18 protein-coding genes are annotated in these 20100 nt (G+C 40.5%); 12 read left to right on the top strand and 6 right to left on the bottom strand.

Annotated elements, in window-relative coordinates; all coding sequences use genetic code 11:
• Window positions 1–392: 392 nt before the first annotated feature.
• The gene (locus tag LMH66_RS01400; protein WP_229367864.1) at window positions 393–2177 is read right to left on the bottom strand and encodes an aminopeptidase P family protein; all 1785 of its coding nucleotides are present in this window, start codon (window positions 2175–2177) and stop codon (window positions 393–395) included.
• Between the two features lie 223 nt (window positions 2178–2400).
• Between LMH66_RS01400 and LMH66_RS01395 the strand changes: the two genes are divergently transcribed.
• The gene (locus LMH66_RS01395; protein WP_229367862.1) at window positions 2401–3618 is read left to right on the top strand and encodes a M24 family metallopeptidase; all 1218 of its coding nucleotides are present in this window, start codon (window positions 2401–2403) and stop codon (window positions 3616–3618) included.
• Between the two features lie 170 nt (window positions 3619–3788).
• On the opposite strand, the gene LMH66_RS01390 is transcribed toward LMH66_RS01395, so the two are convergent.
• The 5 genes from LMH66_RS01390 to LMH66_RS01370 all read right to left on the bottom strand — a co-directional run bounded on the left by LMH66_RS01390 (window position 3789) and on the right by LMH66_RS01370 (window position 7352).
• Window positions 3789–4259, bottom strand: coding sequence for an FKBP-type peptidyl-prolyl cis-trans isomerase (locus tag LMH66_RS01390; protein ID WP_102529764.1), 471 nt, complete (start codon window positions 4257–4259; stop codon window positions 3789–3791).
• A 256-nt stretch (window positions 4260–4515) separates the two neighbouring features.
• A complete protein-coding gene (locus LMH66_RS01385) occupies window positions 4516–4854 on the bottom strand; it encodes a DUF1294 domain-containing protein (protein WP_102529763.1) in 339 nt (112 codons plus the stop codon).
• A gap of 12 nt (window positions 4855–4866) precedes the next feature.
• Complete coding sequence (locus LMH66_RS01380) at window positions 4867–5481, bottom strand: YceI family protein (protein ID WP_102529762.1); 615 nt, start codon at window positions 5479–5481, stop codon at window positions 4867–4869.
• A 20-nt stretch (window positions 5482–5501) separates the two neighbouring features.
• The gene (locus tag LMH66_RS01375; RefSeq protein ID WP_229367860.1) at window positions 5502–6773 is read right to left on the bottom strand and encodes a DUF418 domain-containing protein; all 1272 of its coding nucleotides are present in this window, start codon (window positions 6771–6773) and stop codon (window positions 5502–5504) included.
• A gap of 102 nt (window positions 6774–6875) precedes the next feature.
• Window positions 6876–7352 carry a hotdog fold domain-containing protein gene (locus LMH66_RS01370; protein WP_102529761.1) on the bottom strand — a complete coding sequence of 159 codons (477 nt, stop codon included), beginning with the start codon at window positions 7350–7352 and terminating at the stop codon, window positions 6876–6878.
• Window positions 7353–7648: 296 nt separating this feature from the next.
• On the opposite strand from LMH66_RS01370, the gene LMH66_RS01365 reads away from it, so the two are divergent.
• The 11 genes from LMH66_RS01365 to LMH66_RS01315 all read left to right on the top strand — a co-directional run bounded on the left by LMH66_RS01365 (window position 7649) and on the right by LMH66_RS01315 (window position 20043).
• Window positions 7649–8581, top strand: a complete 933-nt coding sequence (locus LMH66_RS01365; protein WP_229367858.1) for a DUF368 domain-containing protein — start codon at window positions 7649–7651, stop codon at window positions 8579–8581.
• A 230-nt stretch (window positions 8582–8811) separates the two neighbouring features.
• Window positions 8812–9771 carry a YbgA family protein gene (locus tag LMH66_RS01360; RefSeq protein ID WP_420709390.1) on the top strand — a complete coding sequence of 320 codons (960 nt, stop codon included), beginning with the start codon at window positions 8812–8814 and terminating at the stop codon, window positions 9769–9771.
• 94 nt (window positions 9772–9865) lie between these two features.
• A complete protein-coding gene (locus LMH66_RS01355) occupies window positions 9866–11362 on the top strand; it encodes a cryptochrome/photolyase family protein (RefSeq protein WP_229367855.1) in 1497 nt (498 codons plus the stop codon).
• Between the two features lie 219 nt (window positions 11363–11581).
• On the top strand, window positions 11582–12793 hold the full coding sequence (locus LMH66_RS01350) for an NnrS family protein (protein WP_229367852.1): 1212 nt from the start codon (window positions 11582–11584) through the stop codon (window positions 12791–12793).
• 146 nt (window positions 12794–12939) lie between these two features.
• Window positions 12940–14253, top strand: a complete 1314-nt coding sequence (locus tag LMH66_RS01345) for an ammonia-forming cytochrome c nitrite reductase subunit c552 (RefSeq protein ID WP_229368163.1) — start codon at window positions 12940–12942, stop codon at window positions 14251–14253.
• Between the two features lie 415 nt (window positions 14254–14668).
• On the top strand, window positions 14669–15208 hold the full coding sequence (locus LMH66_RS01340; RefSeq protein ID WP_229367849.1) for a nuclear transport factor 2 family protein: 540 nt from the start codon (window positions 14669–14671) through the stop codon (window positions 15206–15208).
• The gene (locus tag LMH66_RS01335) at window positions 15205–15975 is read left to right on the top strand and encodes an SDR family NAD(P)-dependent oxidoreductase (RefSeq protein ID WP_229367846.1); all 771 of its coding nucleotides are present in this window, start codon (window positions 15205–15207) and stop codon (window positions 15973–15975) included. Before LMH66_RS01340 ends, LMH66_RS01335 begins: the two co-directional genes overlap by 4 nt.
• A gap of 95 nt (window positions 15976–16070) precedes the next feature.
• Entirely contained in the window at window positions 16071–17336 is a 1266-nt protein-coding gene (locus tag LMH66_RS01330) for an NAD(P)/FAD-dependent oxidoreductase (RefSeq protein WP_229367836.1), read from the top strand.
• Window positions 17333–18154, top strand: coding sequence for a DUF1365 domain-containing protein (locus LMH66_RS01325; RefSeq protein WP_102529755.1), 822 nt, complete (start codon window positions 17333–17335; stop codon window positions 18152–18154). Before LMH66_RS01330 ends, LMH66_RS01325 begins: the two co-directional genes overlap by 4 nt.
• Window positions 18155–18243: 89 nt before the next feature.
• Entirely contained in the window at window positions 18244–19515 is a 1272-nt protein-coding gene (locus LMH66_RS01320) for an SAM-dependent methyltransferase (RefSeq protein WP_102529754.1), read from the top strand.
• 3 nt (window positions 19516–19518) lie between these two features.
• Window positions 19519–20043, top strand: coding sequence for a DUF2878 domain-containing protein (locus LMH66_RS01315; protein ID WP_229367834.1), 525 nt, complete (start codon window positions 19519–19521; stop codon window positions 20041–20043).
• The last annotated feature ends 57 nt before the right edge of the window (window positions 20044–20100 follow it).

Here is a 20100-nt window from a genome sequence, read left to right as displayed (position 1 = left end):
TTGCCGATTGTAGATAGAAGTATAACGGCTATAACAAGCGGCGGCGGAGTATAACAAAAAAAATTGATTATTTCTTACCTAAATTATCTATTAAGCTGAAGTTGGCATTTTCGGTAAATCTATTACTTGCATCGCATAGAATTCTGACTGCTTAGTAAATATCAGCAATGTGCTAGCTGTAGGCGTTAAGGCTAATACTAATATCAACAAAAATGCCAAGCTCAGATTGAGCTTGGCATTATCAGTTTAAGCAAAATTACTACAGTTAGTTTTTAGCTTGATTATTTTAAAGCGCTTTTTATAAGTGCTTTATAAGTGCTTTATAAGTGCTTTATAAGTGCTTTATAAGTGCTTTATAAACGCTTTCTTAAACGCTAATTGTAAGCAGTAAATTAAATTGCTTGAGTTACTTCAGTTAACCACGCTAAGTCATCACCTTGTATCATTGGTGAAATTTTAGCGAAGACTAATTCATGGTATTGATTAAACCAGTTTATTTCCGCTTCGCTCAGTAATGATTTATCAACCAGTCTTTTATCCATTGGAATAAGGGTTAATGCATCAAACTCCATCATTTCTCTTTCAGGATTTGCAAGTGTCGATGGCACGATAGCCACTAGATTTTCAATACGGATACCAAATTCATCTGCGCGGTAATAACCTGGCTCATTTGACAGCACCATACCTGGAGCCAATGCCACATTATTCACATTTTTACCAATACGTTGCGGGCCTTCGTGAACACTTAGGAAGTGACCAACACCATGACCTGTACCGTGGTCGTAATCACAGCCATGCTGCCATAAGTACTGACGTGCGAAGCCATCGAGCTGTTGACCTGATGTGCCTTTCGGGAATTTAGCTTGATCGAGGGCGATATGTCCTTTTAATACTAAAGTGAACATTTTTTGCTGTTCAGCGGTGACATCGCCAATAGCGACAGTACGAGTAACATCCGTTGTGCCATCGATATATTGCGCGCCTGAATCAACTAAATAAATGCTGTTCATGGTCATCTGACTTGGTGTGCCGTCAAGGTGGTTGTAGTGGCACATTGCGCCGTTACCGCCAGTAGCAGAAATAGTATCAAAACTCGGTTCACGATATAGCGGATCAGTTAAGCGGAATGATTCAAGCTTGTCTGCAAGCTCAGCTTCATCATGCATGATATTAGCTGCGACTTCTCGGTCAAGCCAAGCAAGGAAGCGACTGACTGCAACGCCGTCTCTCAGGTGACTTTCACGCATGCCATTAAGCTCGGCAGCATTTTTTTGCGCTTTTGGGAGTGCCACAGGATCAGAACCTGCGATGAGTATTGCACCAGCATTTTTAGCGGTGAGTTGGCTCCAAGCGTTTGCCGTATTAGGGTCAGCCAGTAACTTCACACCATTCAATTGTGATAATGCATCAGCCAGTAAAGATTCATCTTTAAACTCAACGCCACTACCTACATGCTCGCTAAAACCTGCTGGCAGTTTATTGCTATCTGCAAATAAGGTCATATCGCCATTGGTAGAAAGTAATGCACAACCTAAAGTCACAGGCAGTCTTGGAACATCGCTGCCACGAATATTCAATAACCAGCAAAATGAATCTAATGCTGAAATTAGTGCCATGTCAGCGCCTTGTTTTGCGACCAGTTCACCAATTTGCTGACGTTTTTCAATGCTGTTTCGGCCTGCGCCTTCGTGGCTGAACAAGCTAATGAGCTCGCTTGACAGTGCTGGGCGATCTTGCCAATGAACATCAATCGGGTTTTCATCAACGCTTACTAGACTTAAATTTGCTTTAACCAGTTTTTGCTCAGCTTGTTGGTACCAAGCTAATGTGTGTAAACGGCTATCAATGCCTACGCGCGCTCCTGCGCCTAGTTGTTCAATCAACCATTCTACTTGAGGCGTGTCGTACAAGCTTTCATAACTAAATAACTCAGCACTTACTTGCTGCTTCACTTGAACGGTGTAACGACCATCAATGAAAATAGCGGCGCTGTCTTTTAATACAATGGCCATACCAGCAGAGCCTGTAAAATCAGTCGCCCATAATAGGCGCTCATTGCGCTCAGGGACATATTCCCCAAGGTATTCATCAGCTCTAGGAATAATGAATGCATCTAGATTGTGTTTGGTAAGTTCCTGACGAATAGCGTCAAGCCGCTGATTGATTTTCTCTGACATGATAGCTCCATTGGAGGTTGCTGATTGACTCAGTCTTATTGAGGAATGGCGATTATCGCAATTGCGTTAGGTTATTTGCAAGTAAAGAAGTTACCAGCGTAATAGTTGCATCATTGATAAGCGATTAAACATAATTTGTAACTTTATATTGTATACATTTTAAATTAGCAGTTTACACTATGGCAAATATCTCATCATCAGTTAACTTTTTATGGAGTCATTTATGACTATTGGTGTCGGCACCCAAACACAAGAACAAGCATTCGCTAGCTTATCTGATATGACTACTGATGTAGCCCATATAGAATTAGCTGAATTCGAACAACGTATTGCTAAAGCGCAAAGCTTAATGCAGCAACAAGGCATTGAAGCCATTTATATCAATGCCGGCACAAACCTATACTACTTTACTGGTACCAAATGGTACGCCAGTGAGCGAGTGGTGGGTGCGATTATTCCAGCTGTAGGTAATGTTGAATATATTGCGCCTGCCTTTGAGCTAGATACCCTTGAAGGCTATATGGCGATTAAAGGCAAAGTGAATACTTGGCAAGAGGATGAAAGCCCTTATGCCTTATTTGCACAAACGCTCGACAATATGGGGATTCATAGCGGTAAAGTGGGTATTGATGAATCAACAGCATTCTTCATTTTCGATGGAATGCGCCTTGCTAACGACAAGCTGAACTATATCAATGCAAAAAGCATTACAGCTGGCTGCAGAATGATTAAGTCAGCAGCTGAACTTGGCTTACTGCAACGCGCAAAAGATATGACACTTGCTGTGCATGTGGCCACTGCAAGTATTTTACATGAAGGGATAACCACAGCTGAGGTTGAAGCTTTTATCCATGAAGCGCATAAACGTGTTGGCGCTCCAGCGGGTTCTTATTTTTGCATCGTGTTATTTGGTGAAGATACAGCGTATCCACATGGGGTTAAATCACCTAAAACTCTTGAGCAAAATGATACGGTATTGATTGATACGGGTTGTCAGCTTGGTGGTTATAACTCTGACATTACCCGTACTTATGTGTTCGGTGAAGCCAATGAGCGACAACGTAGTTTGTGGGATCTTGAACAGCAAGCCCAGCTTGCGGCATTCGCAGCAGCCCAAATTGGTGAAACTTGTGCCAATGTTGATAGAGCTGCCAGAGCGGTGATTGTCGATGCTGGTTTTGGTCCAGGGTATGATGTGCCAGGATTGCCACACCGTACAGGTCATGGGGTTGGTTTAGATATTCATGAATGGCCATATTTAGTGTTAAATGATCAAACGCCACTAGAAGCGGGTATGTGTTTTAGTAATGAACCAATGCTGTGTGTACCAGGAGAGTTTGGTGTACGTCATGAAGACCATTTTTATATGACGGATGCTGGCCCTGTTTGGTTTACTACACCGGCTAAGTCTATTGACGACCCGTTTGATTTAGCTAAGTAAGTTTAAGCGCTAAAACCAGACTGAGAGCCAGAGTGAGAACCAGAGTAAGAACTCGTTGTTAATAAGTACAACCAACGCTAATGCAGAATAAAAAATGCCCTATTGGTGATTAAACCAATAGGGCATTTTTATGATTCAGATGAGTTAACTGTCTTATTCTTAGCTTCGTCTTAGTTAATCGCTAATAACTCAACTTCAAAAATCAGTACCGAACCACCTTCAATTTTACCTGCAGCGCGGTTGCCGTAAGCTAATGTGCTCGGAACAAAGAACTTAAATTTATCACCAACATTCATCAACTGAACACCTTCTGTCCAGCCTGGAATTACACGGTTAAGTGGAAAATCAATACTTTCACCACGGTCAACCGAGCTATCGAAAATCGTCCCATCAATTAATGTGCCGTGATAATGCACTGTAACCGTATCAGTCGCTTTTGGGTGTTCTGTGCCATCGCCTTTGTGCATAACTAAATACTGTAGCCCAGAAAGTGTTGTTACTACGCCTTCTTTTGCTTGGTTCTCAAGTAAGAAAGCATTGCCTTTCGTTATATTTTCTTGGGCAGCTTTTTTATTATTTGATTGAGTGAAAAAGTAAAAGATGAGTCCTGCGATGACGCATACAGCCAAAACGACTTTCATAGTATTAATCCCGATGTATTTTTTAGTAAGTTTTTTAGCTGAAACGGTATCGTTTCAACCTCGAGTAACTTTTACGTTAATAAGCCTGTTATTTAATAGGTAAGTAACAAGGAAGTTATGCGCAAGTCAGTCGATAAAAATTCTGATTGAGAACCTGATATGCATGGTACTGATAGAAATAAGCGGGGTAAAGCGAAAGCGTCATTTGTTGTACCTAGGCTTTATCGGCTCGCTGGTTTAGCAGCAAGATGTGACATTATTGAGCAAAAAAAGTGATATAAGCCATTAAAGAAGCAAAAGAAAAGTTAACTAATATCATTAAGCGATAAATCCACTTAAACGGCGTTTTCTGGGTTTTATGTCTGAACACCTCTTGCGCAATAATACCGGCGGGCCAGCCACCTATAAGTGCAAAACCATGCAGTGTTTGCTCTTGAATGCGCCACTTCTGTTTACTTGCCGCGCGTTTATCTCGCCATGTGATAAAGCCACTGATCAGATTGACTGCCAACAAGTAATAGCCAAGGTTCATCGATATCATAAAGCCGATGACTAACATGGTTGCTAAACTTATCAGGCCGAAAATTTTCATCATAGACTCGCTTTTTTATTTTAAAAATTCAGCATAAATTTCTAATTCAATCTCATCGCCAACAATCGGTATATAACTACTCATGCCAAAATCAGAGCGTTTAATTTGGCCTACAGCACTAAAACCAACAGTGTACTTGCCTGTCATCCAGTTATCTGCGCCGCCATGAAAAGTCGCCGTGAAGGTCACGGGTTTCGTCACACCGCGTAAGGTTAAATCACCACTGAAATTAAAGCTGGTGTCATTAATGGGGGTAACTGTATGACTTACAAATGCAGCTTGAGGGAATTGGGCACTGTGAAACCAAGTATCTTCTTGCAAGGTGTCGCTTAAGTCAGGGTTATTGATGTCAATCGAGCTTATATCAACTACGGCGCTGAGCGTCGCAGCTGCCATATCGTTAGGATCAAAATTAAGTTCAGCGTCAAACTGATTAAAGCGGCCAACATAAGTTGATAAGCCCAAATGCTGAATTTTAAAAATTAGCGCGGCATGGTTTTCATCCAGTTGATATTCACCTGGTTGCAGCTCAAGCAGATCTGACTCAACATTGGGCGCTACCCAGCTAACACAGCTACTTAATAATAACAGCGCTATACCCGCAAATAATGCTTTGAGATATTGACTCATAGGCCTTCCTGGTTTGCCGTTCACGTGTTGGACTTTGCCATAACAAGTTTGCGCCACAGGGCTTCTAACGGGCCTTGATTAAAAAATCGTAGATAGACTGGCGCTAACACTAACTGTAACAGGGTTATGATGATTGCGATAAGGAAATAGTCTACTCGATTCAAGCTCATGTATAAGTCACTTGCATAATGGCTTATAGCGTAACGAAAAATGCTGACACCAATAAGAGATTGAAAAATATAGCAGCTAAATGCAAGTTTACCGACAGCTTGAAATGGCGCTAAAACCCGTTGACTGTTTTGGCAAATTTTGACTATAAGATGCACATAAACTAACGCCATTGCTATTGCGCTCACCATCATCATGCTTGTCGATAATTCAACTAAAACGGGGTTGGATGAAAAGCTTAAAATTGAGTCAATGGTTGAAAATAATATCGTCACAATAATACATTGAAGCAGTGTTTTTCTATCCAAGCCATGTTCGAATACGCCTTGCTTATACAGGACCATGCCCCACATCATTAACCCGCCTGCATACCACATGATAGTGAGCGGGATGAGCATTAGCATAAAGCCCACTTGCATTAATTGTAGCAAAACGACATTAATATAAGCTGCAGACCAATCTAAAAGCTGCTGCTGATGCAGTTCTGAGCCTCTAAAATAATGTTCTTCTTCAATGGCAAGAGAGAATAAAGCCACAAGTACTAGTGCAGCAAAAATAAATTGATTGGCACGCTTTTTAATGGTTTCAATATCTGCGTTAACGTAATTAAGTGCTAGAAAAGCACTAATGCCATAAGTCAGTAGAATATCACCACCCCAAATGAAAATGCCGTGAATCAGACCGAAAACAATGAGCCATTTAAGGCGTTTTTTAATGAACGGATAAGCGGGTAAGTTATTGGCTTCGAAGCGTTGATACTGAATCAGTAATCCTGCGCCAAATAAAATAGACAACAGGCTTAAAAAGCGTCCTTCTAGAAAGAAGTTACTGAACACTTCTAAAATTCTATCTGATGCTATTTGTGGTAAATGCGCTGCGTAACCATAAAAACTGTCATTCATAAAAAAGATATTCATGAATAAAATGCCCAATATGGCTATGCCTCTAAGTGCATCCATATTGCTATTACGGTTGCCGTGGCTTTCGTTAATGGTATTTGGGCGTTTGTTTGAGCTGGCGTTGGCACTTGATGAGTTCGAACGACTTATTACAGTATTTGCTGCGGTACTTGCTGAATTGGGTGAGGTACCAATATGAGCTGCAGAATCCTTTTTGCTATTCATATCTTTATTTTTGTTGTGTTTTCTAATGATAAAAGTGCTGAAAGCGTAACAGCCTGTGATCGAAAAAGATACAGGGTTAAGCTTTCAACCTTATGATATCAATTACTTTTGCGGCTTTTCAGAAATCCATAATTTAATCGTGCCTTTAACCACAACATTTCCATCAGTATCGTAGGCGTTAACGGGGACGAGTAAATCTCCGACTTGCCATTGTTCTGGGGTGACTTCAGCAACGCACACAATGTCACTACCCGCTTTGGCGGTATAATCGACAGACATGCCTTTTGGGATCCAACGAAGGTGTTTAGGCACTGATGCTTCTGCCATCACTCCCATTGCCATTTCTAAACCGTTACAAATGGCGATGACATGAACGGTTTTAATATGATTATGAACCGCATTACGTTTTTTAATTAATACTGAGCATCGGTTAACAGTAAGATCGGTAACCAGTGGTTTTACCGTGGCAAAATATGGCGCCATTCTTGATACCATAATAGAGAAAATCTTATGTCCAAAAGGGTACTTAGTTACCTTGTTATATAAAGCTAATACATGGTTGGGTTTTGAGCTGCTCATATCAATCCTTGTCTTATTAGAATTATTTTTACATCTGGTCTGATGAGTTAGTTTGAAGTGAGTTTAACATCCTTGTAACCACTTGCACATAACCTATGTAAATTGAAAAAGATTAATTAGTCTCTTGCGCCGTTGCAGGTATAATTCGGTTTGGTATTTTCACTTTGTTATTGGCTAAATGGCAAAGTGCTAAATCTCAGTCTTTATCTCAGTCTTAATTTGGGGCTTTATCACGACCTTTATCGCAAATAGGGTTAGATAAATTTAGATTTCAGGTGTTTTACTAAGGATTAGCTTTGCAGCAACTATTAAATTATTTCAAAGGGATGGCGATGGGCGCCGCAGATGTGGTTCCTGGTGTCTCGGGTGGCACGATTGCATTTATTACTGGGATTTTAGAGCCATTATTAGACGGGATTAAAAAGATTAACCCTTCATTATTAGGCGTGATAAAACAGCAAGGCATTAAAGCTGCATTCATGCACATTAATGGCCCTTTTTTAGTGGCTGTTTTTGGCGGTATTCTCACCAGTATATTCAGCCTCGCTAAGCTGATTTCATGGTTATTGACCAACCATCCTGTACCAGTTTGGTCATTTTTCTTTGGTTTAATTCTGTTTTCAGTGGTGCACATGCTAAAGCAAGTGAGCAGCATCAATCTGTTGCGCTGCGTGTTGTTTGTATTCGGTGTAGCCTTTGCTTGGTTTATTACTGTATTAAATCCAATTGAATTAGATGCCGGATATTTGAACTTTTTCTTTGCCGGATGTATTGCGATTTGCGCGATGATTTTACCGGGTATTTCAGGTAGCTTCATTTTGTTGTTATTAGGGCTATATCCTGCAGTATTGGCCGCAGCAAAGGGGTTTGATGTTCTATTATTGGCATGTTTTGCAATGGGATGCGTCGTTGGGCTATTAAGCTTTAGTCATGTGTTATCTGCCATGTTACGTAAATTCCATGATGAGACATTATTATTTCTAACAGGGTTAATGCTCGGCACCTTAGGAAAAATTTGGCCCTGGAAAGAAGTATTAACCTGGCGCGAAAATTCAAAAGGCGAACAAGTACCGCTTACCGAGCAAAACTTATCACCGATGCAGTTTGAGCAACTAACAGGTGAGTCATCACAGCTTGCCGCAGCCGTTATTTGTCTGCTGGTGGGTATTGGACTCGTCTGGGGCTTAGAGATATTTGGACAACGCCACGCAGAAAAGGCCGATAGCTAATCTATTCATAGGCTTTCTAGCGTCGTTTATACTCTTACTCATGTGATGCTTGTTTTTTAAACATCACATGAGTTATAGGTTGGAACAGTAAACCTCCGATTTCATCTCTATCAAGATAAAAATTTACTTTTTATTATAATTTAATGAGTTAAAGGCTAATATCAATACAGGCAAGTGATCTAAACGCCATTACACAACGTAATGGTCTTTAAGCCACAAGGAGTCGTATCGTGAATAGAGAAATCTTTAATCCTGAAAAAATACAAATTGGTATCAGCAGCTGTTTATTAGGTCAAAAAGTGCGGTTTGATGGCGGCCATAAAAACTCAAATTACTGCAATATCGACCTCGCTCCATTTTTCGACTACATCAGTGTTTGCCCAGAGATGGCAATAGGTATGGGCGCGCCTCGCAAAACTATCCGTCAAGAGCTCGACGGCGATAAAATTTATTTAAAAAGTGCTGATGGCAGTATTGATGTAACAGATAAACTTGAAGAGTACAGTAAAAAACGTGTTGGTGAACTCGACTTTATTGGTGGTTACATTCTTTGCGCTAAATCGCCAACCTGTGGCATGGAAAGAGTCATTGAGTATAAGTACGGCACCAATAACGGTACCAAAAGCGGCGTGGGTGTATTTGCAAAAAAATTGATGGATACCTACCCAGAGTTACCTGTGGAAGAAGAGGGGCGCTTGCATGATCCAGTGATTAAAGAAAACTTTATCACTCGAGTATATGCGTATCATGAGTGGCATACCTTGCAAGCTGAAGGCTGGACCAAGCATAAACTAATGCAGTTTCACGCGCGTTATAAATACCTTCTAATGGCTCATAGCCCTCAATGGTATCGTGATTTAGGGCCGGTTTTAGCGAACATTGATGATCTTGATGCTGCTGCGCAAACCTATTTTGTAGGTTTTATGACGGCGTTAAAGATTAAAGCAACTCGTAAAAACCACACCAGTACCTTGCAGCATATTCAGGGCTACTTTAAGAAGCATCTTTCTAAAGAGCAAAAACAAGAATTAACTGAATCAATCATGAAATACCGTGAAGGACTGTTACCTTTACTAGTACCTATTACATTGATTAATCACTATCTGCGTGAGTATCCAACACCATATATTGAAGGTCAGGTTTATCTAAACCCTCACCCTGAAGCATTAAGACTACGATACGCTTATTAAACTTAACATTAAAATACAGGCCAATAATTTGGCCTGTATTTGTTCAATTAATTCTTCACTTCATCCTTGTTTTAATCTGAGTTAAGGCCCTGACATGAAATCACTTATTTGGTTTAGACAAGATTTACGTCTTGCCGACAACCTTGCTGTTTGTGAAGCATTTGCTTTGGCGAAAACAGAATTGGCCAATTTTGATAAGTCGACTTGTCCGCAGGTTGAAGCCTTATATATTGTTAGCCCTAAACAATGGCAAAGCCATGATGTTGCCCCGATTCAAATCGATTTTATTGAGCGTCATCTAAATATCCTTGCACAAGGCCTGGCGGCGTTAGGTGTAAAACTCACGGTGATGACCTTGCCTTGGTTTGATGATGTGATGGATTGGCTGCCCAACTTTTTAACTGATAATCAGATAGATCAAGTGTTTGCGACTCAAGACCCTGAGTTTAATGAGCGAAAGCGCGATCAACAATTACTCGATATTGGTCTGCCAATCACTTTTGTTGCTCAAGACTGCATTATCAATGCGGGCGAGGTGAAAAACCTTTCGGGACAGATGTATAAGGTCTTTACGCCATTTTCCAAAAAATGGCGTCAAATCGCGTCGAGTAAAATGATTGCTCCTTTACCTGTCCCTGCGCCAATAGGACCTGCATTAGCTGAGCCAGATCCGATAGTGTTTGAGACTGACCATGTTGCTAAAAAAGTCTCAAGCAATTTATGGCGAGCAGGAGAGGGAGAAGCCAAACGAATATTGGATTATTTTTGTCAGCAGCACATTCAGGATTATCAACTCGAAAGAGATTTTCCGGCATTAGATAACACCAGTAAATTATCACCCTATTTAGCAATTGGTGTTATCAGTGCAAAGCAATGTTTAGCGACAGCTTTGAGCTATTACCCTGAAGCGCTAGTGGATGATACAAGCCCTGCTAAAACATGGATAAATGAACTGGCTTGGCGTGAATTTTATCGTCATCTTTTAGTCGCTTTCCCGAGGCTTTCAAAAGGCAAAAGCTTTAATGAAAAAGGCGATGATGTTCGATGGGTAAATGATGATGCGCAGTTCGCAGCATGGTGTGAGGGGCGTACAGGTTTCCCAATCATTGATGCAGCGATGAGACAGCTTAATCAAACGGGTTGGATGCATAATCGTTTAAGAATGGTCGTGGCCAGTTTCCTCACTAAACATTTGCTTATTGATTGGCGCTGGGGTGAGCGATATTTTAGGCAAAAACTCATTGATGGTGATCTCGCTGCAAATAATGGTGGCTGGCAATGGTCCGCTGGAACGGGATGTGATGCTCAGCCTTATTTTCGTGTGTTTAATCCAATGAACCAAAGCAGTAAATTTGACCCCGATGCCAGTTTTATAAAACATTATGTCCCTGAATTAGCGCAGCAGTCACTTAAACTGATCCATCAGCCTTTGTTTATTGAACAGTCTGAGATTCGTTTTAATGAGGACGATTTGTTTGGAAATGTTGCGCCACAAGATAAGGTTACCAATCAGGCTTACCCATCACCAATTGTTGAGCATAGCGCAGCGCGAAAACGGGCTATAGAGGTGTTAAGTGCGCTAAAGCGCTAATACTGAATATCCCATGTAAGCCATTTGTTATTTGAATAAGCCACTTAATCGTGGCTTTTTTATTGAGCAATTTAACTCACTTTCTTTGCGACAGATCACAGATTCTACTAGGTTTGTAAGGTGATACATTTTTATCATTGCTGTAAAAGAAATAACGACATACAATAAACATATATTTCAAATGCATCTTTAGTGCGTTATTAAAAAGGTTTGATTATTATGCTAAATATTGACGATCCGGCAGAAACTGAAAAAACCGCTGCAATATGGCGATTAGCATTCAGACCTTTTTTCTTGGGCGGCGCTGCATTGGCAATGTTATATATTCCCCTATGGCTAATGGGCTGGTACACACCGCAGTACAGTTTATTTAATAGCAACTTTTGGTCGAATGTCTTGCCACTTTGGTGGCATCCACATGAGTTGTTATTTGGTTTTGCCATGGCGATTGTGTGTGGCTTTTTACTGACAGCGGTACAAACATGGACTAACCAACCTAGCCTTAAAGGTCCCACTTTAGCGATTACTTTTAGCAGTTGGTTATTGGCAAGGTTATTATTATTACTGCCATTTGATATCCCATTATTCTTACCTGCCATATTCGATAGTCTGTTTTTAGGTATTGCAGCTTTCACTATGTGGCGCTGCGTTTATCGAGTGAAGCAGTGGCCAAATATTGGTTTCTCGATCATGCTTACTGTTGCTTTGATAGTGAATCTTGTGAGTTATTACGCATTACAAGAGCGTAATTTCATTTTAGCTAATCAAATCTGGCAAGGAATGTTATTTTGGCTAGCACTACTGATCACTATTGTCGGTGGAAGAGTGATTCCATTTTTTACTGCAATGAGAGTAAAGCAACCCAAAGCAGAGCCCATTTTTGCATTGGAAAAAAGCTTACTAGTGTTAATGATTGCCCTTGTTGTTCAGGCCATTTTTAAGGTTTTACCGATGGCCGTTGAACAAGTGCTATTGCTCAGTGCTGGTGTATTACACTTGGTTAGAATCAGTCGCTGGCTACCCCACAAAACATTGAAAGAGCCAATGCTGTGGTCATTGCATTTATCTTACTTATCTTTACCTATTGCCTTGTTGGGTTTAGGTTGGTTTATTAACAATGAATTTGCTTATCGCAGCTTATTACATTTGTTTGCCATCGGCTGTTTAGCATCATTGTGTTTATCAATGATTTCAAGAGTGTCACTGGGTCATACAAGCAGAAATATATATCAAGGTCCTAACATGATATTAGCTTTTGTATGTTTACCTATTGCTGCGTTATTGCGTGCAGTGATGCCCCTGATATTTCCTGCGCAAACCCAAACTTGGTTGTGGTTAGCAGGTGGATTTTGGTTTCTCGCTTTTGGATTGTTTGTTTGGCATTACAGTCCAATTTTATCTCGCCCACGTATTGATGGGCGTCCAGGCTAAGTAACGGCTTCATGTTATTACGCCATTTATTGATTATTTTTAAAGGAAGAATTGTGAATATGCAATTAGCATTGTTTGCTAAAAAACATCTAGCGGGTAAAGCGTTAAGCAAGAGTTTGTGTCAAGTCTTAATGTCGCTTGTAGGGATGACAACGTGTGCTGCAGCGATCGCTAAAGCTGATGTCAATGAAGCTAAATTTCCTGATCAGTTTAAGACTTGGGCTGAAACTGAAGAGCAAACTGAGCGCGAAGATATGCTCGCTAGTTATCCTGCCAATATTATTTTATGGGCAGGATCTTCTTTTGCTAAAGAGTACCATAGCCCTCGTGGTCACCAATTTGCAGTAGCCGATGTCACGCAAACATTGCGTACTGGTGTACCGCCAAAAGAAGGCGAAATGGGCACATCAGCTAGCTGCTGGACTTGTAAAACCCCTGATGCACCTCGTTTGATTAAAGAAATGGGTTTTGAAGGTTATTCTGCTTCAAACTTTACTGATTTAGGCACTGAGATAAACAGTGTTGTTTACTGTACTGATTGTCATGTGGACGGTAGTGCAGAACTGGCTTTACCACGTCCGCATGCGCAAAACGCAATGCAGAAGACAGGTATTCCGTTTGAGAAGCAAGATGTCTCAATGCAAGGGGCGCAAGTATGTGGTCAGTGTCATGTGACGTATTACTTCCAACCTGAAAAAAGCAATGTGGTTAACATGCCGTGGATTTTCGGCAGTGATACCGACAATATTTTGAAATACTACGATACACGTCGTTTTTACGAGTGGATCCACCCGATTTCTAAAACCCCAATACTGAAAGCACGTCATCCAGAATTTGAGCATTGGAGTCGCAGTAAGCATGCTGAAGCCAATGTCACCTGTATTACTTGTCATATGCCGGTAGAAGAAAATGCCAAAGGCGAAGAGTTTACTAACCATAAAGTAGATAAAGCCCTACCGCATTTTGATAAAACCTGTATTGGTTGTCATGAAAGCAAAGAAGCTATTACGGCAAAATTAGATGCTGATAAGCATGAAATTGAAACCATGGCCCGTGAAGTAGAAGGGTTATTAGTGAAAGCACATTATGAAGCCAAAGCGGCTTGGGATGCTGGTGCTAATTGGGAACAAATGAACAGTGCAATTATGGCTATTCGTCATGGTCAATGGCATTGGGATTTCGCTATGGCATCACACGGTTTATATGCTCATAACCCTGATGAAGGTCGTATGTTACTGAGCCGTGCAACATCGCAAGCTAAAATGGCAAGAGCAGTATTAGCACAATTGCTTGAAAGCTTGAAAGTCACTAAGGTGGAATACCCTGATATTAGCTCTAAAGAGTCAGCCCACGCTGCAGTGGGAATTAATGAAGCTAAGTTGAGTGAAGCGAAACAGAAGTTCATTAAAGAAGAAGTTGAGAAAAACTGGAACCCAATTGCGGTGAGAGGTTACGAGTAACTTTACTTATAAATACACAATAACTTACTCGCTCATATCATTTTGCCAGTGTAGCTAGTAGCGAAGTTCATAATAGCTAGCGAAGTATGCAGTAAAGTATGCAGTAAAGTAAGCCATTCAGCGAATAGTTAAGTAAGAGCTAAAGTAAAAGCAAAAGTAAATAAAAAGGCGCTTAGAGAATTCTAAGCGCCTTTTTTGATCTGCTTAAACAAAACCGACGTATAAATAATTAACAAAATTATTTTTTTTATTGTTTAAATTCTGTAAGACAAATCTTTCGACTAAGATTAATATCAATAGATAACTACTCGTTTTTGTTGTTAAAAATAGCCTGAAGGATAATTGGCGCATCATGCTTAGCAACAGCATGATTAGCAGCACATGATGTTTAATGAGATGGTTCAAGGAGAGTTAAATGCACAGTAGCACTAATAACGTTAGTGAATTACTTCAGCCGACGATGGCGACTTCAGCTGCCGAACTTGCTAGCGCTAAGCAGGTGAGTAAGGTGACTGAGACAACTGAACCTGAACAGCCGCAGATTATTGATGACTTTGTTAACATGTACCAAAGTCTCAATAAAGACACATTGCACCTCTTAAAGCAGGTATACAGTGACGATATTGTATTTCAAGATCCATTGCATACCGTTAAGGGAATGAGTGCGCTAACCGATTATTTTGCCAATCTATATGCCAATGTCGACTCAATTAATTTCGATATTCAACAGATCAGTGTCACGAGCGAACAAGCTTCAGTGTTTTGGAAGATGACCTACAGCCACAGCAAACTTAATCGCGGAAATCCAATCCAAGTTGATGGCATGAGTCACCTTATCTTTTCAGACAAAATCACATCTCATCGAGATTATTTCGATCTTGGTCAAATGTTGTATGAGCAAATTCCTGTATTGGGCAAAGTGATAAGCATGGTTAAAGCTAAGGCATCATCATGAGCGCCTCAATGAAGCAAGCAAATAGTCAACACGCAGTGCTGATAACTGGTGCAAGCTCAGGCATTGGTTTAGCGCTTGCGATGCAGTATGTCGCTGAAGGCTACCAAGTGTTTGCTTGTGGTCGTAACGCCCAAAGACTAAATACCATCAAAGGCGCCACGCCGCTGGTATTTGATATCAATGATAAACACCAAATTGAGCAAGCGGCAGAACAGCTTACGCATCATTTACAGCAAGATAACCTGACCCTCAAGATGGTCATTTTAAATGCGGGGAGTTGTGAATACATTAATAACCCTGTTCAGTTTGATGGCGCTTTATTCGAGCGTGTCATTCAAACCAATGTTATTTCAATGGGTTATTGTTTAGAGCATTTTTTACCTTTAATCGCAGTCAATGGCCGAGTCGGCTTGATGAGTTCCAGTGCGACCTATTTACCTTTTCCTAAAGCTGAGGCTTACGGCGCATCAAAAGCGGCTGTGAACTACCTTGCAAGCAGCTTACGTTTGGATTTAAAAGCACATGGTATTGGCGTAAGTGTAATTTGTCCTGGCTTTGTAAAAACGCCACTAACGGATAAAAACGACTTTGCGATGCCAATGCAAATATCGGCCGAGAAAGCCGCCACTGCAATTATGCATGGCATGCAAACGGGTAACAGCGAAATTCATTTTCCTAAGCGTTTTACCTATTTACTTAAGTTAATGAGTTGTCTGCCATCAGTAGTTATTAACAATATGCTGACGCCAAAAGCAGACAAAGCATAAAAGATGACAACTTGAGAAGGCCTCATAATGGTGATTATTGGTAACCATTATTAGGCGAGTTAATAAAATAAAAAGAATAAGCCTGAAGGATTAATATGAAAAAAATTGCCGTAGTTGGATCGGGTATTTCAGGGTTAACCTGTGCACATTTACTAAGTGAGTTGCATGAGGTTACCGTTTTTGAAGCGAATGATTATATTGGTGGTCACACAGCTACAATTGATGTGGAAGTGGCTGGAAAGCCTTACGCTATCGATAGTGGTTTTATTGTGTTCAACGACAGAACCTATCCACGATTTCAAAAATTGATGGCGCGATTACAGGTTAAGTCTCTGCCAACGGAGATGAGCTTTAGCGTGCAAAACACTCAAACAGGGCTTGAATACAATGGCCACACTTTGTGGAGTATGTTTGCCCAGCGACGTAATTTATTAAAGCCTGATTTTTATCGTTTCCTTGCTGAAATCGTTAAATTTAATAATCAATGTAAAGCCATTTATGAAGCAGAAGACTATCAAATAAACAGCTTAGGTGAGTTTTTAGACACTCATGGCTTTTCTGACTTTTTCAGTGAGCATTATATCCTGCCGATGGGGGCCGCGATTTGGTCAGCCAGCATCAATGATATGCGTGCTTTTTCATTACGCTTCTTTATTCGCTTTTTCCAACACCACGGTTTACTCAATATCAGCGACCGTCCGCAATGGTATGTGCTTGAAGGTGGTTCACGCAGTTATATCCCAGCAATGATAGCACCCTTTAAAGAACGATTATTTTTGAACTCACCAGTTACATCTATTGAGCGTAAAGAAGATGGCGTGAATATCAAAATCAATAATGAAGTGCATTATTTTGATGAAGTCATATTGGCCTGTCATAGCGACCAAGCTTTAGCGATGTTAACCGATGCCACTGAAGATGAGAAAGAAGTTCTCGGAGCAATGGCTTATCAAAATAATGAGGTGGTATTGCATACAGATATTAATCTATTGCCGAAAAGAAAAGCTGCTTGGGCAAGTTGGAATTACCGTTTAGAAGGTAAAGACGCTGAAGATATTGCTAATAAGCCTGCTAGCGTGACTTACAATATGAATATTCTGCAACGCTTACCTAAAGATGCACCGACATTTTGTGTCACTTTAAATCAGACTGATTTAATTGATAGCAGTAAAATTTTGCGTAAATTTAACTATGCTCACCCTGTGTTTAACGAAGCCAGTATGAATGCACAAAAAGAGCGAACAAAAATTTGCGGTGTGCGCCATACGCATTTTGCCGGAGCTTACTGGTATAACGGTTTTCATGAAGATGGTGTACGCAGTGGACTAGATGTTTGTAATAATTTCGGCATCAGCCTATGAGTTCAAGCATAGCTGAAGACCGTTTTAATAGTGGCGTGTATCAAGGTGAAGTAAGTCACAGGCGTTTTACTCCTAAAAACCATAGTTTTGCCTATGAAATGGCATTATTAGCCATCGATTTAGATGAGGTTGATAATTTAGCCAAAGTGAGTCGACTGTTTGGTACAACGAAGTGGTCTTTGCTTAAGTTTAATCCCAATGACTACTTAAACTCCCTTGCATCGCAATTTAGTGATACAGAGATACCTGACAGTGTCTCTTTAAAGCAAAGCAGTAATACCACACCAGATAAAGCACTAAAGCAACGAGTGTTGTGGACCATCGAACAATTGGGGGCAACTAAATCGTGTGAGTCAGTGATTTTTGCCGGTCAAGTGCGTCATTTTGGTTTTTACTTCAGTCCAGTTAATTTCTATTTTTGCTATCAAGATAAGCAGCCGATTTACATGTTGGCTGAAGTCAGTAACACACCGTGGGATCAACGCCATTGTTATCTGGTGAATCTTGAGCAAACAGAAACCACAGATAAAGTTTTTCATGTGTCGCCATTTATGGATTTGGACATGCATTATCAATGGCAGGTCGTTGCACCAAGCAAGCGACTTAATGTGACCATTCAAAATCGAGATGATGCCAATAATAAGTTATTTGATGCCAGCCTTCAGCTGAGAAGGAAGTCATTTAATGCCAGTAATATTCGCAACATGTTGATAGGGTTTCCTGTGATGACACTGAAAATCATGTGGGGCATTTATTGGCAAGCAATGAAGCTATTTGTAAAAAGAATCCCATTTATTGCTCACCCCCACACTGATTAAACTTAAATTAAACCAAAAGACAGTTTGTTACGTACTGAAAGACATCATTATAAAAATTGAAATGCTAAATGTAAGAATCGGAGAGATATATGGACAATACAGCGATTAATGCGAACGTAGAGCAAGCAAGTATTTCAGACAGCTTTGCAAAGAAAATTTTATTACGTGCGTTAAAGCACCTCTCTGGTGGCTATTTGACCATTGTTAATTCAGGCAAGGACGATACGGCTGAGCAAAGTTTAACATTCGGGGATTTTGAGTCTGACTTACACGCGACCATTCAAGTGACTCACCCAAGTTTTTATAAGCAAATTATTTGGGGCGGCTCTATCGGTGCAGGTGAAGCTTACATCCAAGGTCATTGGTCTAGTCCTGACTTAACCAAAGTCGTTCAGTTATTCGCGCGCAACTTAGCATTACTCGATAATATTGAACGCTACTTTTCATGGTTTAGTGTCGGGATGAACCGATTAACTCACGTCTTTAATCGTAACTCTACCGCAGGTTCTAAACGAAACATTCTCGCTCATTATGATCTAGGTAACTCAATGTACGAGCAATTTCTTGATAAAGAAATGCTTTATTCGAGTGCATTATATCCTCACAAAGACGCGAGTTTAGAAGAAGCTCAACTGCATAAACTGCACACAATTTGCGAACGTTTAGATTTAAAAGCTGGGCAAACGTTGCTTGAAGTCGGCACCGGTTGGGGCGCATTGGCAATCTATGCCGCAAAGCACTTTGATGTAAACGTTACCACGACCACGATTTCAGATGCGCAGTATGATTATGCTGTCGACAGAGTGAATAAAGAAGGTCTGCAAGATAAAGTCACTTTACTCAAAAGTGATTATCGATTGCTTGAAGGTGAATATGACCGCGTAGTGTCTATCGAAATGATTGAGGCTGTAGGGCATGAGTATTTACCTGGATTCTTTAAAAAATTAGAAACCTTGCTAAAGCCATCAGGAAGAATGTTAATTCAGGCGATTACCATTGCCGATCAGCGTTATGACAGTTATCGCAAAGGCGTTGATTTTATTCAGCGCTATATTTTCCCTGGGGGCTGTTTACCATCTGTTAGCGAAATGAATAAACACGTAGCGAAGCAAACTGACATGGTGGTGTGGTCTGTTGATGATATGGGCAAAGATTATGCGCAAACCCTGTATCACTGGCATGAACGTTTTGATAAGGCGCAAGACACCATAAAGCAACTTGGTTACGGTGATGACTTTATCCGTATGTGGAAGTTTTATTTAAGCTATTGCGAAGGTGGCTTTTTAGAACGTACAACGAGTACGGTACATTTGGTTGCAGTGCGACCACAATACCGCACCACTTTAGCTGGCGGCGTATAAATAATGCCACATTCTGCCCATACCAATATTATCAATGCACTGGCATTTCAAGTGATTTGGTGGGCAGGTGTACTTGCAGCTAACCAACTTATTATTATCCCAATTATTTTGATTATTTGGCACTTTGTCGCCAGTCAGCAAAAGAGTTTTGATTTTAAAGTATTAATGGTGTGTGCCTCGGTGGGGATCTTGTTGGATACCGTGCTTGTAAGTATAGGGTTGTTTGAGTTTCAGGTATTTCCATTGTGGTTGGGTTTACTATGGGGTTATTTTGCTCTGTCACTTAATTACAGTTTAGCCTTGTTTAATCATTTTCCTATTTCGATACAAGCCCTTCTAGGGGGCATTTTTGGCAGCTTAAGTTACATCGGTGGAGCCAATTTAAATGCCGTAGATCTACCCTATGGCACAGTGACTTCTGGTTTAGCACTTATGTTGATTTGGTCATTGATGTTCCCTTTATTTCTGTGGCTGTCAAAGGTGATTGGCTTAAAACATGCTCGTACCGATTTTGAAAAATTGGTATGAAATGTTTCATCTTTTTCTTTAATCGTTCAATGAAAAATATTACCCGAGAGGAGTTAA

Origin of the sequence: Shewanella sp. 10N.7, assembly GCF_020806285.1 — a bacterium.
Taxonomy (GTDB): domain Bacteria; phylum Pseudomonadota; class Gammaproteobacteria; order Enterobacterales; family Shewanellaceae; genus Shewanella; species Shewanella electrodiphila.
The sequence above is the reverse complement of the archived record's forward strand: the minus strand, read 5'-3'. Positions and strand labels throughout refer to the sequence as shown.

Coding starts and splice junctions, on each gene's coding strand:
- LMH66_RS01330 (WP_229367836.1), top strand. CDS start 16,071: ATGAAAAAAATTGCCGTAGTTGGATCGGGTATTTCAGGGTTAACCTGT.
- LMH66_RS01375 (WP_229367860.1), bottom strand. CDS start 6,773: ATGAATAGCAAAAAGGATTCTGCAGCTCATATTGGTACCTCACCCAAT.
- LMH66_RS01370 (WP_102529761.1), bottom strand. CDS start 7,352: ATGAGCAGCTCAAAACCCAACCATGTATTAGCTTTATATAACAAGGTA.
- LMH66_RS01335 (WP_229367846.1), top strand. CDS start 15,205: ATGAGCGCCTCAATGAAGCAAGCAAATAGTCAACACGCAGTGCTGATA.
- LMH66_RS01320 (WP_102529754.1), top strand. CDS start 18,244: ATGGACAATACAGCGATTAATGCGAACGTAGAGCAAGCAAGTATTTCA.
- LMH66_RS01340 (WP_229367849.1), top strand. CDS start 14,669: ATGCACAGTAGCACTAATAACGTTAGTGAATTACTTCAGCCGACGATG.
- LMH66_RS01395 (WP_229367862.1), top strand. CDS start 2,401: ATGACTATTGGTGTCGGCACCCAAACACAAGAACAAGCATTCGCTAGC.
- LMH66_RS01350 (WP_229367852.1), top strand. CDS start 11,582: ATGCTAAATATTGACGATCCGGCAGAAACTGAAAAAACCGCTGCAATA.
- LMH66_RS01325 (WP_102529755.1), top strand. CDS start 17,333: ATGAGTTCAAGCATAGCTGAAGACCGTTTTAATAGTGGCGTGTATCAA.
- LMH66_RS01380 (WP_102529762.1), bottom strand. CDS start 5,481: ATGAGTCAATATCTCAAAGCATTATTTGCGGGTATAGCGCTGTTATTA.
- LMH66_RS01390 (WP_102529764.1), bottom strand. CDS start 4,259: ATGAAAGTCGTTTTGGCTGTATGCGTCATCGCAGGACTCATCTTTTAC.
- LMH66_RS01385 (WP_102529763.1), bottom strand. CDS start 4,854: ATGATGAAAATTTTCGGCCTGATAAGTTTAGCAACCATGTTAGTCATC.
- LMH66_RS01355 (WP_229367855.1), top strand. CDS start 9,866: ATGAAATCACTTATTTGGTTTAGACAAGATTTACGTCTTGCCGACAAC.
- LMH66_RS01400 (WP_229367864.1), bottom strand. CDS start 2,177: ATGTCAGAGAAAATCAATCAGCGGCTTGACGCTATTCGTCAGGAACTT.
- LMH66_RS01345 (WP_229368163.1), top strand. CDS start 12,940: ATGACAACGTGTGCTGCAGCGATCGCTAAAGCTGATGTCAATGAAGCT.
- LMH66_RS01315 (WP_229367834.1), top strand. CDS start 19,519: ATGCCACATTCTGCCCATACCAATATTATCAATGCACTGGCATTTCAA.